General features: G+C 52.5%; 16 protein-coding genes. 7 read left to right on the top strand and 9 right to left on the bottom strand.

The features are described from left to right. Window position 1 precedes the first annotated feature (1 nt). The 6 genes from asnB to HDC32_RS12005 all read left to right on the top strand — a co-directional run bounded on the left by asnB (window position 2) and on the right by HDC32_RS12005 (window position 7,654). Entirely contained in the window at window positions 2–1,957 is a 1,956-nt protein-coding gene (gene asnB / locus HDC32_RS12030; RefSeq protein ID WP_145334786.1) for an asparagine synthase (glutamine-hydrolyzing), read from the top strand. Continuing rightward, window positions 1,957–3,087: a glycosyltransferase family 4 protein gene (locus tag HDC32_RS12025; RefSeq protein ID WP_145334784.1), complete on the top strand. Its 1,131-nt coding sequence runs from the start codon at window positions 1,957–1,959 to the stop codon at window positions 3,085–3,087. Before asnB ends, HDC32_RS12025 begins: the two co-directional genes overlap by 1 nt. Beyond that, window positions 3,084–4,046 carry an SDR family oxidoreductase gene (locus HDC32_RS12020; RefSeq protein ID WP_145334781.1) on the top strand — a complete coding sequence of 321 codons (963 nt, stop codon included), beginning with the start codon at window positions 3,084–3,086 and terminating at the stop codon, window positions 4,044–4,046. The genes HDC32_RS12025 and HDC32_RS12020 overlap by 4 nt, the downstream gene beginning before the upstream one ends. 45 nt (window positions 4,047–4,091) lie before the next feature. After that, window positions 4,092–5,126, top strand: coding sequence for a glycosyltransferase family 4 protein (locus tag HDC32_RS12015; RefSeq protein WP_145334778.1), 1,035 nt, complete (start codon window positions 4,092–4,094; stop codon window positions 5,124–5,126). 86 nt (window positions 5,127–5,212) lie between these two features. Continuing rightward, a complete protein-coding gene (locus HDC32_RS12010; protein ID WP_145334775.1) occupies window positions 5,213–7,207 on the top strand; it encodes a nucleoside-diphosphate sugar epimerase/dehydratase in 1,995 nt (664 codons plus the stop codon). 108 nt (window positions 7,208–7,315) lie between these two features. Next, window positions 7,316–7,654: a ComEA family DNA-binding protein gene (locus HDC32_RS12005; protein WP_145334772.1), complete on the top strand. Its 339-nt coding sequence runs from the start codon at window positions 7,316–7,318 to the stop codon at window positions 7,652–7,654. A 40-nt stretch (window positions 7,655–7,694) separates the two neighbouring features. Here HDC32_RS12005 and HDC32_RS12000 read toward each other — a convergent pair whose 3' ends face one another. Genes HDC32_RS12000 through HDC32_RS11965 form a run of 8 tightly spaced genes read right to left on the bottom strand, consistent with a single transcriptional unit; the run spans window position 7,695 to window position 15,076 of the window. Continuing rightward, window positions 7,695–8,882, bottom strand: a complete 1,188-nt coding sequence (locus tag HDC32_RS12000) for a hypothetical protein (protein WP_145334769.1) — start codon at window positions 8,880–8,882, stop codon at window positions 7,695–7,697. After that, the gene (locus HDC32_RS11995; protein WP_145334766.1) at window positions 8,879–9,805 is read right to left on the bottom strand and encodes a glycosyltransferase; all 927 of its coding nucleotides are present in this window, start codon (window positions 9,803–9,805) and stop codon (window positions 8,879–8,881) included. The genes HDC32_RS12000 and HDC32_RS11995 overlap by 4 nt, the downstream gene beginning before the upstream one ends. Then, window positions 9,802–11,046 (bottom strand): O-antigen translocase, encoded by a 1,245-nt coding sequence (locus HDC32_RS11990; protein WP_145334763.1) that lies wholly within the window; start codon window positions 11,044–11,046, stop codon window positions 9,802–9,804. Before HDC32_RS11990 ends, HDC32_RS11995 begins: the two co-directional genes overlap by 4 nt. Next, window positions 11,043–12,149, bottom strand: a complete 1,107-nt coding sequence (locus HDC32_RS11985) for a DegT/DnrJ/EryC1/StrS aminotransferase family protein (protein WP_145334760.1) — start codon at window positions 12,147–12,149, stop codon at window positions 11,043–11,045. The genes HDC32_RS11990 and HDC32_RS11985 overlap by 4 nt, the downstream gene beginning before the upstream one ends. Further along, window positions 12,142–13,083 carry a GNAT family N-acetyltransferase gene (locus tag HDC32_RS11980; protein ID WP_145334757.1) on the bottom strand — a complete coding sequence of 314 codons (942 nt, stop codon included), beginning with the start codon at window positions 13,081–13,083 and terminating at the stop codon, window positions 12,142–12,144. Before HDC32_RS11980 ends, HDC32_RS11985 begins: the two co-directional genes overlap by 8 nt. After that, complete coding sequence (locus tag HDC32_RS11975; protein ID WP_145334754.1) at window positions 13,077–13,997, bottom strand: hypothetical protein; 921 nt, start codon at window positions 13,995–13,997, stop codon at window positions 13,077–13,079. Before HDC32_RS11975 ends, HDC32_RS11980 begins: the two co-directional genes overlap by 7 nt. 9 nt (window positions 13,998–14,006) lie before the next feature. Continuing rightward, window positions 14,007–14,675, bottom strand: a complete 669-nt coding sequence (locus HDC32_RS11970) for an acetyltransferase (RefSeq protein WP_145334751.1) — start codon at window positions 14,673–14,675, stop codon at window positions 14,007–14,009. Continuing rightward, the gene (locus tag HDC32_RS11965) at window positions 14,660–15,076 is read right to left on the bottom strand and encodes an FdtA/QdtA family cupin domain-containing protein (protein ID WP_145334748.1); all 417 of its coding nucleotides are present in this window, start codon (window positions 15,074–15,076) and stop codon (window positions 14,660–14,662) included. The genes HDC32_RS11970 and HDC32_RS11965 overlap by 16 nt, the downstream gene beginning before the upstream one ends. A 438-nt stretch (window positions 15,077–15,514) precedes the next feature. Here HDC32_RS11965 and HDC32_RS11960 point away from each other — a divergent pair, with 438 nt between their 5' ends. After that, window positions 15,515–16,363 (top strand): DUF1989 domain-containing protein, encoded by an 849-nt coding sequence (locus HDC32_RS11960; protein ID WP_184744197.1) that lies wholly within the window; start codon window positions 15,515–15,517, stop codon window positions 16,361–16,363. 6 nt (window positions 16,364–16,369) lie between these two features. On the opposite strand, the gene HDC32_RS11955 is transcribed toward HDC32_RS11960, so the two are convergent. Continuing rightward, complete coding sequence (locus tag HDC32_RS11955) at window positions 16,370–16,537, bottom strand: DUF2897 family protein (RefSeq protein WP_003172675.1); 168 nt, start codon at window positions 16,535–16,537, stop codon at window positions 16,370–16,372. Between the last annotated feature and the right edge of the window lie 65 nt (window positions 16,538–16,602).

Here is a 16,602-nt window from a genome sequence, read left to right as displayed (position 1 = left end):
GATGTGTGGTTTGAGCGGTATTTTCGCCTCGGGTAACACCGAACTCGAGGCTGTTGTTCGGTTGATGAACACGTCGCTCATTCATCGAGGCCCGGACGACTCCGGTGTGTGGGTTGACGAGAATGCGGGAATCGCTTTGGGACATCGGCGTCTAGCAATTATTGATCTATCTGAAGCTGGACATCAACCGATGCGTTCCAGCTGCGGACGATTTGTCATAGTCTTCAATGGCGAGATCTATAACCATGGCGAACTAAGGCAAGCGTTGCACGACGATGGTCTTATCTCGATGGGGCTGAAAGGCCATTCGGACACCGAAGTGCTTCTGGTCGGACTTGCGAGCTGGGGTGTTGAAAAGACCTTGAAAGCATCTGTGGGGATGTTCGCGTTTGCGCTGTGGGACCGGCAAGAGCGGGTCTTGACGCTGGGCCGTGATCGTATAGGCGAGAAGCCGCTTTATTATGGCTGGCAGGATGACATCTTGCTCTTCGGCTCGGAGCTCAAAGCCATCAAGGCATTTCCGGAGTTTCGCGCGGAAATTGATCGCAATGCGTTGACACTGTTGCTTCGCCACAATTGCATCCCTGCGCCGTACAGCATTTACAAGGGCATCGCCAAGCTTCAGAGCGGTCATTATATTGTCCTGCCTCTGACTGATCTCTCTGCTGCGAAAGCTGCTATACCCCGGCCATATTGGCGCCTTAATGATGCGGTGGCCAAAGGTCTTGCTGATCTGTTCACCGGCAGCCCCGAGGCGGCGACTGATCTGCTCGAGGCTCAATTGCGGTCGAGTATTGGTCAGCAAATGTTGGCCGATGTACCGGTGGGCGCTTTCCTCAGCGGGGGCGTGGACAGCAGCACGGTTGTGGCCCTGATGCAAACCCAGAGTACCCAGCCGGTTCGCACGTTCACCATCGGCTTCGATGAAGGAGGGTTCGACGAGGCGGTACACGCCAAGGCCGTGTCCAAACACCTGGGCACCCAGCACACTGAACTTTATGTGCGTCCCCAGGACGCTGCAGCGGTAATCCCGCGTCTGTCTTCCATGTATTGCGAACCTTTCAGCGATAGTTCGCAGATTCCGACCTTCCTTGTCAGTCAACTGGCCAGTCAACAATTGAAGGTCGTACTCAGTGGGGATGGCGGTGACGAATTGTTCAGTGGCTACAACCGGTACCTGAGCGCAAAAAATATATGGTCGAAGATGCAGCATGTGCCGTCGTTCGCGCGACAGGCCAGCGCGGGCCTTTTACGATCGGTATCTCCCACCACGTGGGACAGTCTTTTCAACCTAGCAAAGCCGCTGCTTCCCAGCAGGTTTCATGTGAGCGGGCCTGGGGACAAGGCACACAAACTGGCCAACGTGTTGACGCTGGCGGACGGACATGAATTCTACCTCCAACTGAACAGCCATTGGAGCGATCCGGCGAGCGTTGTCATCGGCGGTGAAGAACCCCCGACAATGTTTACCGACGCGTCGCGCTGGCCGAAGACCGATTCTTTCGAGCACTGGATGATGGCGATGGATGCTCAGACCTATTTGTCGGATGACATCATGGTCAAGCTGGATCGGGCCTCCATGGCGGCGAGTATTGAAGGGCGTGTTCCCATGCTCGATCACCGAGTAGTCGAGCTGGCGTGGCGTATGCCGCTTGATCTGAAACTCCGTAATGGCCAGGGTAAATGGCTGTTGCGTCAGGTGCTTTATCGCCACGTCCCGAAAGAGCTGATCGAGCGTCCCAAGCAAGGATTCAGTATCCCGCTCGGTGAATGGTTGCGCGGTTCGTTGCGCGAATGGGCCGAATCCCTCCTTGATGAAGCTCGTCTGATCCGGGATGGTTACTTTCTGCCAGAGCCCATTAGAAAAATGTGGAGCGAGCATCTCCAGGGACGAGGCAACTGGCAGCCTCATCTGTGGACCATTCTTATGTTCCAGGCATGGTTGGATGAGCAGTGATGAGTAAGACGTTGTTGTTTATAGTCAATGATCCGGGATTCTTTCTGTCCCATCGTCTGCCTGTTGCCAAAGGCGCACAGGCGGCTGGCTACAAAGTTCATGTCGCCTGCATGCCAGGGGCTGCGGTTGCTGCAATCACGGCGCAGGGTTTTGAGTTTCATCCTGTGCCACTGTCGCGCAGTGGCCGCAATCCGTTGGCTGAACTGGGGCTGATGTTCACCATCTGGAAGTTGTTATGGCGCCTGAAGCCTGACGTGCTTCACTTGGTTACCATCAAACCGGTCCTTTATGGCGGCGTTGCTGCGCGCTTCGCTCCGGTTAAAGGCGTCGTCACGGCCATCTCCGGGTTGGGCTTCGTATTTCTTTCCAAGGGTATCAAGGCCGTGCTGATTCGGCGTCTGGTCAGTGCCTTTTATCGCCTAGCGTTGGGTAAGGGTAACCTGCGCTCGATTTTTCAGAACCCTGACGACCGAGACCTGTTGCTGGCGATGGGCGGGCTTACCGAAGCCAAGGTTGTAATGATTCGTGGTTCGGGTGTTGATCTGGCGCTTTATGCGCCCGTTCCAGAGCCGCAGGGGTTACCTGTAGTCTGTCTCGCTGCGCGGCTTTTGCGCGACAAAGGCGTGGTGGAGTATGTTGAGGCCGCAAGGGTATTGACCAAGCGCGGTGTACAAGCCCGCTTTCAATTGATTGGCGGTGTCGACCCTGGTAACCCTGCCACAGTAACCAAGGCTGAACTGGATACGTGGCGCCAGGAAGGTATTGTCGAGTTGCTGGGATATCGCGACGATATTGCGCAACTGTTTTCAGACGCCAATATAGTAACCTTGCCCTCCTACCGTGAAGGGTTGCCGAAGGTGCTGGTCGAAGCCGCCGCCTGTGGCCGAGCTGTGGTTACCACCGATGTTCCCGGCTGCCGTGACGCAATTGACGCAGGCGTCACGGGGCTTTTGGTGCCGGTACGGGATGCAAACGCGTTGGCCGATCAATTGCAACTGCTCATTGAAGATCCGGCGCTGCGGCGTCAGATGGGCGTTGCAGGTCGAGAACTGGCGGTACAGTCGTTTGCGATCGAAAAAATTGTGGAACAACATCTTGAGGTCTATCGTCAGTTGGAGCGCACGGCTTGAATCATCAACCCACATACTTCGTCACTGGTGCCAGCGGTTTCGTAGGTTCTGCAGTGGTAGAGCGATTGGCCTCGATGGCAGGTTGCACGGTGATGGCTCTGGTTCGTCGCGATGGTGTCGCATTGTCGGCAACGGTCTACCCGGTGAAAGCCGGTATGAATTATTTGGCTGGCGAACCGCTTCCTCTTTCCGGCGTTGACATTCTGGTGCACTGCGCTGCACGCGTTCACGTAATGTCCGATGCTTCCAGCGACCCGTTGACCGAATATCGAAAGATCAACGTTGCGGGTACCTTGAAGCTGGCTGAGCAAGCCGCGCAAGCGGGTGTGAAACGCTTTGTGTTCATCAGCTCGATAAAGGTCAATGGCGAGCGCACGCGTCTAGGACAGCCTTACACCGCAGACGATGTTCCGTCTCCAGGCGATCCTTACGGTGTTTCCAAGATGGAAGCCGAGCAGCAACTTCGGTTGCTGGCGCAGAGCACGGGCATGGAAGTCGTCGTCATTCGTCCGGTCCTCGTTTATGGACCAGGTGTCAAGGCCAATTTTCGCAGCATGATGAGTTGGCTGAACAAAGGTGTCGTACTGCCTCTGGGTGCCATTGGCAACAAGCGCAGCCTCGTCGCACTGGATAACCTAGTGGACCTTATCGTGACCTGCATGACGCATCCTGCAGCGGCTGGCCAGACGTTTCTGGCCAGTGATGGAGAAGACCTCTCGACCACCGAGTTGCTCAGATGCATGGGAGCCGCGCTGGGTAAACCGGCACGACTGCTGCCGGTGCCAGCCATGCTGCTGGAATGGGGGGCCGCATTGATTGGGCGCAAGTCGATCGGCCAGCGACTTTGCGGGTCTTTACAAGTCGATATTACAAAGGCACGTGATCTGCTGGGATGGGTGCCGCCAACGTCGGTTTCCGAAGCACTGAAAAAGACGGCGGCAAGTTTCAAGGAAGTCTGATTTAGAAGGATGGTCCGTTCCCCGGACTGCCAATTGGAGCTGTGGATGATTCACTTATTGTGGCTTGCGCCCGCTGCGGGAGCCCTCGCACTTCTGCTTACTTGGATCCTGCGACGCTATGCGTTGGCAAACAGCATGATCGATATACCCAATGCTCGTAGCTCCCACTCCATTCCCACGCCTCGCGGGGGCGGTGTGGCGATCGTGTTGAGCTTTTTGATCGCGCTGCCGATCCTGTATATGGGAGACGAGATTTCACGCTCGGTTACATGGGCCTTGATGGGGGCGGGCGCGGCCATTGCGATCCTTGGTTTTCTTGATGATCACGGGCATATCGCAGCAAGATGGCGTTTGCTTGGCCATTTCGGCGCGTCTATCTGGGCACTTTTCTGGCTGGGCGGACTCCCTCCGATCAGCTTGCCTGGCATGGTGGTTGACCTTGGGTGGTTGGGCCACATACTCGCTGCGTTTTATCTGGTGTGGTTGCTCAACCTGTACAATTTCATGGATGGCATTGACGGGCTCGCCAGTATCGAGACGCTGTGCGTCTGCCTTGGTGCCTGCCTGATCTACGCGTCGACGGGTAATCAAGCGCTCATCTGGGCTCCATTATTGTTGAGCATGGCAGTCCTGGGCTTCCTTTACTGGAACTTTCCGCCGGCGCGTATTTTCATGGGCGACGCTGGCAGTGGCTTTCTCGGCATCATCCTGGGGATATTCGCGCTGCAGGCTGCCTGGCAGGATGTGGCTTTTTTATGGGTGTGGCTGATACTGCTTGGTGTATTCGTTGTAGACGCCACCTTCACGCTTATCAGGCGTCTGCTGCGCGGCGACAAGGTTTATGAAGCCCATCGCAGTCATGCCTATCAATTCGCTTCACGCCAAGCTGGGCGACATTTGCCTGTCACCCTGGCAGTGCTCGCGATTAATTTATTGTGGTTGATACCTATCGCGCTTTCTGTGGCTTTATTGGGTCTCAATGGTTTGGTGGCTCTGGCTGTCGCCTATATACCGCTGGTGCTGCTAGCTATCAAATTCCGTGCAGGCCAGTTGGAAAAAACCATCTCACCTCCGGTGTAATTCGCGTGCGGAGCAATAAGGCCATTCAAGTGTTCAATGCTGGTCATGCAGAGCAGGTCAGGAGCGTTAGAGGTGTATAAAGGGTTATGAGTAAAGTTCGATCTTACCTGCTGGCGCTTCCTCGCAGGCGCAAACGCATTCTGCAGGTCATCACAGATATCCTGCTGGTCTGGTTCGCCCTGTGGATGGCGTTTGTCGTGCGCCTCGGGGTGGACGACATGATAAACCCGGCGGCCCTGCACCAATGGTTGTTCCTCTGCGCTCCGGTTGTCGCTATTCCACTGTTCGTGCGTTTTGGCATGTATCGCGCCGTCATGCGGTACTTCGGCAACGACGCCCTGATTGCGATTATCAAGGCAGTCAGTCTCTCCTCTTTGATTCTGGGTGTGGTGGTCTACTGGTACAGCAACCATCAGAACGTAGTGCCACGTTCCATCATCTTCAATTATTGGTGGCTTAGCCTGATCATGGTCGGCGGACTGCGTCTGGCCATGCGGCAATACTTTCTGGGCGACTGGTTCGCTGCGGCTCAGCATGTGCCGTTCACCAGCCGTGACGACGGCTTGCCGCGGGTCGCGATCTACGGTGCAGGCGCTGCGGGCAACCAATTGGTGGCTGCGTTGCGCATGGGCCGAGTCATGCGTCCTGTCGCCTTTATCGACGACGATAACAGCATCTCTGATCGTGTCATCTCCGGGCTGCAAGTGTATAAACCCCAGCACATTCAACGCATGATCGACGCGACGGGGGCGCAGGAAATCCTGCTGGCAATTCCATCTTCCAACCGTGGCAGGCGCCGTGAAATTCTCGGCTTTCTTGAAGGTTTCCCACTGCATGTGCGCAGCGTCCCCGGCTTTATGGATCTTGCAAGCGGCCGTGTAAAGGTTGACGACATTCAGGAAGTGGATATCGCCGACCTGCTGGGGCGCGACGCCGTGCCGGCCCAGGAGGAGCTGCTGGAACACTGCATCAAGGGGCAGTCCGTACTGGTCACCGGGGCGGGCGGCTCGATCGGTTCCGAACTCTGCCGACAGATCTTGTCACTGCATCCCACCACCTTGTTATTGTTCGAGCACAGTGAGTTCAACCTTTACAGTATTTTGTCGGAACTCGAACAACGGATCGTCCGGGAGTCATTGCCGGTTCGTGTACTGCCTATACTCGGGTCGATACGCAATGAGGCGAAGTTGCTCGACATCATGAAAACCTGGCACGTGGACACGGTTTATCACGCAGCGGCCTATAAGCACGTACCGATGGTCGAGCATAATATTGCCGAAGGCGTACTTAACAATGTGATCGGTACCTTGAACACTGCCCAGGCTGCTCTGCAGGCCGGCGTATTGAACTTCGTACTGATTTCCACCGATAAGGCGGTTCGCCCGACTAACGTGATGGGCAGTACTAAACGCTTGGCCGAGATGACACTGCAGGCCCTCAGTCGTGAGCTGGCGCCGGTGTTGTTTGGTGACATTGCAAATGTATCGCGCGTCAATAAGACCCGGTTCACCATGGTTCGCTTTGGTAATGTTCTGGGATCGTCGGGATCGGTGATTCCGTTGTTTCACAAGCAGATCAAATCCGGCGGACCACTGACGGTCACTCACCCGAAGATCACGCGCTATTTCATGACTATTCCCGAGGCAGCCCAACTGGTGATCCAGGCTGGCTCCATGGGGCTTGGCGGAGATGTTTTCGTACTCGACATGGGGGGGCCGGTAAAAATTACCGAACTGGCGGAAAAGATGATCCATCTCTCCGGTCTCAGTGTTCGCTCCGAAAAAAATCCCCTTGGTGACATCGCGATTGAGTACACCGGATTGCGTCCTGGTGAAAAGCTTTACGAGGAGTTACTGATCGGTGACAACGTCGTTGCCACCCAGCACCCGATGATCATGAGCGCCAACGAAGATCATCTTTCCTGGGATCTGCTCAAGGGCATGTTGAAGCAACTGCTTGCCGCCGTGGATCAGCATGATTACACGCGCGTACGCCAGCTCCTGAGGGACACCGTAAGCGGCTATTCTCCGGAAGGTGAGATTGTCGATTGGATCTATCAGCAACGCCGCCTTGAACTCTGAGAAATACCTCGTTACTCAGCCATTTTTGACGTTCTCCAAAGATCTTCTAGTTTGAAAAAGCAGCTTCGGAAAGCTGCTTTCTCTTCTAGATGCCATGGAGTGTTACCAATGCAAAACGCATACCTTTGCGCCCTCGTCTTTACCGTGCTTAGCAGTTTCTCACTCGCGGGCACGGCTGCTCCTGCACCCTCCCTCAATGTTGATTCACCAATCCAGTCCTCTGCTCAGATAGACATTGCTGCGCAAAATGCCAAGGTCAATCTCAACGCTGCCGATGCACAAACGTTGCGACAAAACCTATTCGGTATTGGTGCGGCTAAAGCCAAAGCGATTGTGGCTTATCGAGAAAGCAATGGGCCTTTTACGGCTGTAGATGAACTGCTCGAGGTGAAGGGAATAGGCAAGGCGCTGATGGAGAAAAATCGCGAAAGATTGGAAATCAAATAACCCAATCAAGCAGGCCGGTCATTGGCCGGCCTGTTCCTGACTATAGTGGGGACTTGTTAAGTGACATTTCCCTACAGCCCGCAGCCGCAATCAGAAGCAGGAAAGCGGGTGCGATAACCAGGGGGCGCTGAACAATAGACAATATCAATAGCAGCGAAAAAGCCATGCCATTCATGTTCGAGAGCACCCTATGCCTCAGCGCAAAGCCCAATAGCGTCAGTACGAAGAATGCTGTGCCCAGAATGCCCGAGTGAAAGATGATTTTTTTGAAGCTGGCGGAGCCACTGTCGTCTTCTTTCTCGCTGCCGAATATGAGTGAGCGTGTGTCGGACGATTGCCACTCAGCAAATAGCTTGTTGAAGCCATCGGTATTGCGATTGTCTCCTGCCAGCCCCTCCGACTTATAGGCGAAGCGGTCATACATCACGGTCTTCAAATAATCATTTTGTGCAGACAGCATGACGAGTGCCACCATGACGCTCAACAGCACTATGTTGCGTTTGTTACCACGCACGGCTTTGATGGCAAAGTAAGCCAGGCTTAATATGAAAAAGGCCATGGACAAACTTAGAATCCCGGAAATAAATATGATGAGGTTGCTGCGTGACTTCAGATTGAACCTGTCTGCCGCCAGCAGCAGGGCGGCGAAGGTACCCAGCGCTCCAGGCTCATCGAAAAAGCCAAAAAACCGATAAAATGGATTGTCCAGCATATAATCCAAAACCACGGTAGTAGGGTAAACAAAATAGCCTACGCCATTTTGAGCTTTTAGTTGATCGGGGATTTTGTACTCAGGCAGGGGACCCAGTAAGAATAATTTATTGTCACCGCTTAGGTGATGTAAAAACCAGATGCATATACCAGGAAGCAGGAGAATGGCAATCAGCCGTTTTGATTTACGGAAAATACTCAAAACTTCGTTCTGGGGTATGCAATAAAAAATCAAATAGCCGGCCATGAAATATAAACAGCCTAAAATGCTCGCACCATAAAAGTAGTAAAACAGAAAAACCATTAACGAGAAAAGCAAGCCAAAAAAGTATTCGCGTAGCGCAATATTTTTCTTGAGGGAAAAAAGTACCAGGCACACACCCGCGATCAACGCTTGAAACTGAGGTGTGTACCCCCAGATATAAAAGGGGTTTAGTGCAATGACGATCCAGGTTGCCATCGCCCAGAGATAGGTTTGCTTTTGCAGTGAGGGATGCGTTTCTGAAATTTCAATCATCGATCAATCCGACATATAATCAGCGCCAATGCCAGTAATTTTTTGAAGCTCAAGTCTCCCAGAAGCGAGCGGATAATATATTTCAGGGCGCCGCTATAATCCTTTTTCACCTTGTGCAGGTGCCGGGCGTATGAGTAGTACAGGTTGCTTTTGCCTTTTTTTATAGCACTGTACAGTCCGGGGAAATAAAACTCGCACAGTGCCAGTGAAACTAGGCTGTCATCCAGGTAGCCCATATTTGACGCATGGCTCTCATGCACGCGGTATTGCGTCAGCGGTGTTTTTAATATGTAAATATCGCCTTTGCTGGCGATATGGTAGTAGAACAGGCTGTCTGATGCTTTAGGCAAGCGATAGTCGTAACCAGAGGCAGGAATTCGATCAGCTCTCACCATAAAGCCCGGCACGGGCACCAGGGAGTTATTGGAGGCGATCAATTCGTCGAGTTTGTAAACAGGGTTGCGTTTATTGAATTTATCTTTCTGTATTTTTACCGCACGTCCCTGTCCGTCAATAATTTGGACATAGGATCCGCAGATAGAAAACTCGGGATGCTGCTCCAGGAACTCGACCTGTTGGGTGATTCGCCCGGGCAGCATCAAATCATCGCCCGCAAACATGGCGACGTATTTACCTTTTGCAAGACGCAGCCCCGCATTGCAATTACCTGTGATTCCGTGGTTAACAGGCGCTAGGTTGAGTATTATTTTTTCAGGGTTGGCTGCGTGCATCTCCTGGAGGAGTGCGTCGGTACCATCTTTGGAAGCGTCATCACTGATGATGATTTCAATATTCGTATAATCTTGCGATAAAATTGATTGAATGCACTCTTTGATATAGTTCGATTGGTTGTAAACGATGACCACGACGCTGACGAGTGGTTGTGCAGGTGAGGGCGACATTACGCTTGACTTAAGGCTCAATTAATTTTCCGCCACACGAAGAAATACAAAAATATCCAGTAGGCTATGTAGTTTACGCAGTAGCCCATTGACGCCCCGATCAAACCGTAGGCGTTGGAGAATGCCACGACCAGTAGGCATAGCGTTATGGAGAAAATGATTTCAGAGATGATGAACTCTTTGATCATCGCTCGGCTAACCATCAAGTAGGACAAAATCCAGCTGCCTATTTTCATGGTGTCGCCAACCAGTTGCCACGTAAACAACGGGCGCATGGGTGCGAATTCCTTGGTAAACAATATCCAGATAATAAGATCGCGAAAAACAAAAACGCCCAGCGATAGCAGCGCGGCAGCAGGCAGAATTATTTTATAGCCGGACATCACTTCGTGTTTGATCTGGCTGGCTGAAGTCAGTTCCGACAGCTTGGGCAGGTAATACACGCTCAGTGTCATGGTGACCACCATCATGTACGCGCCGCTTAGCCGAGTCATCGCCTCCCAATAGCCTGCAGATTCGGCGCTCAAGGATTCATTCAGGTAAGTCCTGATAAACAGGGAACTCAACGGAACGCATATGGCAGAGCACAGCGCCATAAATGTAAAACCGGTGAGCTTCCTCAGCGCACTGCGATCAAACTCGAAGGCAAATATACCGAGTCTGAACCAACTGGTTTTCAAGCAAACGCCCAATGTGAACAAACAGGCAATTGACTGATAAGACACCAAAGCGATCAGTGCTCCAAGAAAGTCGAAGCAATAAGCCAGGACCGCAGTAAAGAGCAATGAGAACAGGCTGCCCAGAATATTTGCGATCACATAGCCCTTGATTTCCTTCTTGCCGTTGAGTATGGCCAGGAGCAGGGTGTTAACCACCATCGGCATCAGCCCGATGGCGAACACAATGAAAAGTTTGCTGTAGGACCTGTCCCCAAGAAAGAATTCTGCGAGCTCTTTATCAAACACAATAATAAATATCGCGCTGATGATACTGCCCGATAGCGCAATGCTGAAAGCCGTGCGCCAGACCTTTTCTTGCTTTAAAGGATCCTGTCCATACTCCGCCGTGTATTTGGTGACGCCGGTGCTGACTGCGCCACTTGCGAATGTTGAGAAAATCTGTACCGCATTTTGAAGTTGGCCTATGAGAGCGTAGCCCGACGGACCGGTATAGATCGCGAGCACCTTATTTATGCCGAGCAGCGTAAATATTTTTACCAGCGACGCTATACCACTCAATAGACTTGTTTTTATCAGCTTCATGACGATACGTAGGCGTTGCACACTTCTATGACGTGCGAAACTTCATCATCACTGATTGTGGGATTCAACGGCAAACTCACCACTGTGTCGTGTATGCTCTCGGTGATCGGGAAGCTTTCAGTCGTCATCCCGCGCAGCGCTACTTGTTTGTGCGGAGCGGTGGGGTAGTGGATTTGTGCTTGCACACCGTTATCGGAAAGGTGGGACATGAACCCTGTGCGGTCGTCGCATCGGATAACGAACAGGTGCCAGGCCTGGCTTTTGTCATCAGCGAGATGCGGCAGCGTGATCAATCGATTATCGATGTTAGCAACGTAGTTCGCTGCAATCGCTCGCCGGCGAGCGTTTTCATTATCGAGGTGCTTGAGCTTGACAGAGAGCATCGCGGCCTGCAGCTCGTCCAGTCGGCTATTAATCCCCGCATAACGATGTTGATATTTCGCCTCACTACCGTAGTTGCCCAAGGATCGAACAATGTCGGCAAACTCAGCATCATTGGTAGTGATGCCGCCGCCGTCGCCCAGCGCACCCAGGTTTTTTCCAGGATAGAAGCTAAAACCTGCGGCATCTCCAAAGGCTCCGGCCTTCTTCCCTAAAGCCTCTGCGCCATGCGCCTGCGCAGCATCTTCGAGAACCAGCAGATTATGAGCCTTGGCGATATCATTGATTTTGTCCATCTCGGCCAATTTACCGTACAGGTGGACAGGCAACAAAACCTTGGTTTTTTCGCTGATCTTCTGTTGAATTTGTCGAGGATCGATATTGTAGGTTTCGAGGCGTGGCTCCACGAGAACGGGCGTCAATCCACTTTCAATGATGGCCAGAATGCTCGCAATGTAGGTATTGGCTGGGACGATGACTTCATCGCCGTCGTTAATCCGACCTTGCTCTTTCCATGCGCGCAGGGAAAGGGTGAGTGCGTCCAGACCATTGCCCACACCGATGCAGTACTGGGTGCCACAGTACGCGGCAAATGCCTGTTCAAACTGTTCGAGTTCTTCGCCCTTGATATACCAGCCGGACTTTATCACGCGCTCGGCAGCTGCCAGGATGTCTGCCTGGTATTGATCGTTGACTTGCTTCAGCTCCAAAAACTTAATCATTCAATTCCAGCCTGTAAAAGTCATGCACGATAGCCCGGGCGCTGAAGCTCTCTTTTTGTGCGATTAGCCCGGTGTTCAAGTAAAGTCCGCCACGCTCCGTCGATATGCCAAAGCTGAAATACGCCTTGTCCAAGCGCTTGGCTTCATCAATGCAGCTTGCCAGGGTCAGATCGAGTGCCCCGGATTCCTTACCGACTTTGTTCGCCGCGATGTATTGAGTATGCAAGACCTGCTCATAAGCAAATAGCAGCACACCACATATCAACTCTCCCTCCTTGCGCACTACCCTTAGACGGATGTTTTCAGGAAAGCGCTCGTGGAGCAGAGCCATTTCATCGATCGAATGAGTCGGTGTGGCGCTGTGCCTCGATAGCACGCTTGAAAGCAGTGCGTGATAGGCCGACCAGTCCGTGGATTCCTCTACACATAGGCCGTTCTTCTTCGCCCTTGCAATCAGCCATTTTCGGCCTTTTGAAAACTTGGGCTCTCGCTCCATATCGATGACGCTGGATATGTCTCTGCGGAACAAGGTGGCGCCAGCGATAGTCAGCGCATACAGGTCTTCTTGAGCCGGGTGGGTGGTGAATATGTAGGGAATCGACTTGTATTCAAGGCGGCTAACAGTCTTTTCTTTCAGGAAGATTTTGAGCGTCTGCAGTATCTCAATGACCTTTTCGGCTTTGACCTTGTGCGAAAGTATCAGCCCGCCGAACGTCAAACCGCCATGTGAGTACACAACGTTGTCCACGATGTTGGCGGGCAACACGGCAAGAAGTTGATCTTCCTGTTTAAACAGAAGTGAGAAGTCGTTAAAACGATCGGCGTGGTAATCCATGAACGGGCGTTCGAAGATAAACAGCGGTGTCTTGCTCGTTCTGACAAACTCATTCCATTGGCTTTCGGCGTCTTGTTGATAAAGCTCGCAGATCACCATTGAACCAGCTCCATTAGGCCAATACCTTCAACGCCCATATGGTTGCCATTGTAAAAAGCATATACTTTATCCGCCGTGACACACAGGCGCGGATAGCACAGGTGCTGGTCGTCAAAGCCCGCGTGTTCGGATAGTGACATGCCTAATTCGGCGTCCTTGCGCGTCCAGTTGATACCGTCTTCGGAGTAGGCAACGCCTGGAAAATAATCCGTACCGGTAATTCCGCCTTTTGTATAAAACATCATATAGCCGCCGTTTAACTTGTAAACGGAGGGTCTGCCGATTCTATATTCATCACCTTCATTGTCGATGCAAAGATGATGGGGGCCCTGAAAGGAAATGCCGTCAGGCGACTCTGTGTACCAGATGTTATAACGAGGATATTGAACACCGTTTATATCACACCAGCCATCTCCCAATGCGTACCAAACTTTCCAGCGCCCCTCGTCATGGATCGCAGTATGTATTGCGCGGATCGTACGGCCTCGGTGCACGCGATCAAGTACGGGGGCTTCAGAAACCCGATCGAACCTAAGTCCGTCCTGACTGGTTGCCAGCCCAGTGAAAGCAAGGAACTTGGCTTTTTGGACGATCTGGAACCCAACGTAGTACATTCTTATCGTATCGCCATCGCGCACAACGTCACCCATGATGACGCCGTTATCGTCGAAACATCCGGGGCCACCCTCAGTCAATACGGGCTCTTTGCTCACTCCCAGCACCTTGCGTGGGTTTTGTGATGACACATCTACATAACCTATGCGGCTGACGCCGACCTTGTCTCGAAATCCGGCATAAATTCTGATGACATCCGGGTTCAATAAAAAAGGTGTTGGTGTAAGTGCTGAGTTCTCTGCCCACTCAGGAAGCTGGGTTCGAGCATCGAATATCTGGCCTATTTTTTTCCAAAGCATCTCAATACCCTACAATTTTACTTTAAGACTGCTTTTCTTCGGCAGCATCTGTGCAGGTGAGCCGTAATAAATTCGCTCTGGCTCGGGCAGATTTTTATTGACCAGGGTTCCGGAGGCAATCACGCAGTCTTTGGGGATGCTGATACGATCATTCAGTGTTGAGTTGACACCGAGAAAGCAAGACTCGCCAATATCGCAATAGCCTGACACCACGACATGCGAAGAGAGGAAGCAGTTGTCATTGATACGTGAACGGTGTCCGATATGGTTGCCGCTCCAGAGAATCACATTGTTCCCAATCGATACGAATGGTTGAACTGTATTGTTCTCGAAAATAAAGCAGTTTTCGCCGATTTGAGCGTTGTGCCACACGAACGCACGGGAGCTAATGTAGCTGGCGCACGTATAGCCCTTGGACTTGATCAAGCCATACAGACGAGTTCTCAGTCGGTTGAGTTGCGAGGCCGGTATCGCGATGAAGACTTTATAGTCGGCGGGTGGAAATTTAGTTTCGATTGATTCCAGCTCTACAATGGGGAGATCGTACAGCGTGGTATTTTCGAGGTATTCCTTCTCGATGGAAAAAGCGCAGACCTCAAAATCAGAGTCATGCGTAAAGTACTCATAAGCAATCATGGCGAACTCACCCGCCCCAACGATTATCAGTTTTTTAGACATGCTTGCTCCTCAAGAAAAGTCTCATAAGATCTTATGTAGTCGGATTCTTCGTAATGTTCACTTGCCAGCACCAGCAATACGCAGTCATGGCTGAAGTCATGCATTTCCCGCCATACCATACTTTCGATAACCAGCCCGCGGGTAGCGCTGTTCATAATGGTTTCTTGGCGAACAGTTCCATTGTCCAAGACCATCTTGCAGGTGCCGGATACGCAGATCGCAATTTGTTTTAAATTTCGATGGGCATGAAACCCCCTGCTGATGCCGGGGGCTGTAGCGTAGATGTAATAAACACGCTTTATCTCAAAAGGGATAATCTTGTCGATGCCAACTTCGATGGCGATCAACTCCCCTCGGTTATCGCCCAGTCGCTCAAAATCCAGCCATCTGATCAATTCCATTTCATCCACCATGTCTCATATTTACTCTGTTTACCCGCACTGATGAGCTATGATAGTGAGGTAAGTAAATTAAATTCCATACCCATACATGTCACTTTCATTACAAGCGATGAGCCATTCACCATTGCGGCACGCTCACAGTAGGCCGCACGCCACCTGTGTAGTTACAAAGAGTCAGGTCCGTCCGGCTTCAGCGTCTCTCGTCGAAAGGGTGCTCTCTGGTTCATCGTGCATCTGCGTGAATTGACAAAAAGTGGCTTTGGATGGAAACCCAGACTATAGCTTGAAAAAGGTCGATTATGTCACGGGGTATGATAAATACCCATACAAAAGCGGTTTCCGATCCCACTTTAAAACCTTCGGTCCTGATACTCCTCAGCACTGGCATGAATGATGATCATCTATTATGTAGAAAATTCCCCAGTCGAGGCGTCCATCATGTACAAAAATTACCCGCCCGCTTACCAAGTCAGCAAAGGCGCCGCGCTGCAGGTCGACACCGCCTTCTATGAGCGCATTCGCGATCACAAGAATCCGCGTACGTTAATCGAACGATTCGAAATCCCAATCCGCACGGGCAGGGCGTGGAAGGTACCGGCCGGGTATGTGTTTCGCGTCACCACACCGGTCGGTCCGCAGGTCGGCGATTTCAATGTGTGGAACGCGAATGATCCCCGCGAACGCCTATGGGCGGCGCGCACCCGCCAGCTGCAGGGTGCCCATGTGAGCACCCATGACCGGCTGTGGTCGAACCTGCCCTTTCTGCGTCCCCTTGTGACTATCACCGATGACAGCCTGGCCGGTTATGGCATCGATGAGCACGGTGGCCGTCTGCACGATTTGCTCGGTACGCGCTGCGATCCCTATGTGAACCGCATGCTCACGGGCGAGGATTTCCACCACCATTGCCACTCGAACCTGACCCGTGCGGTTTTGCCTCACGGTCTGACGGAATTCGATGTGCATGACGTGCTGAATATCTTCCAGTGCACGGGCCTCAATCACGACGATATGTACTTCATGAAAGCCTGCCCAGCGCAGAAGGGCGATTACCTGGAGTTCTTTGCCGAGATTGATTTGCTCTGCGCGCTGTCGACGTGCCCAGGCGGGGATTTGTCACTGCCGATGTGGGGGCCGGATGCGCAGGACCCGCTGACGGTGTGCCGTCCGCTGGGGGTTGAGATCTACAGGTTGAAGGACGAGTTGCTGGACGGCTGGAGCCAGCCGGAGCGTGCTGCCTATAAAGGGCAGCACGGTTTGCAGATTGCCAAGGCGGATTGGGAGTAAACGGTCCTAGCGGTCCTGCGCGTCCTTCGCATCCGCCTGGGCGTTGCGCTCGGCCACGCGTTTGCGTTGTTCGTCGGTGAGTTCCACCTTGTTGGCGCTGTCACGCAGCATCATCAGCCCTCCGACGATCGACCCGATCGCAACTACCATAATCAACCACGCATACCACGGCATAAGGCTCTCCTTGAGGCAGATTACCGTGGGAGAATTTTCCCACGGCAATAACTACTTTGAGTTAC

It is taken from the genome of Pseudomonas sp. JAI120 (assembly GCF_014207255.1).
Lineage (GTDB): Bacteria > Pseudomonadota > Gammaproteobacteria > Pseudomonadales > Pseudomonadaceae > Aquipseudomonas.
The sequence above is the reverse complement of the archived record's forward strand: the minus strand, read 5'-3'. Positions and strand labels throughout refer to the sequence as shown.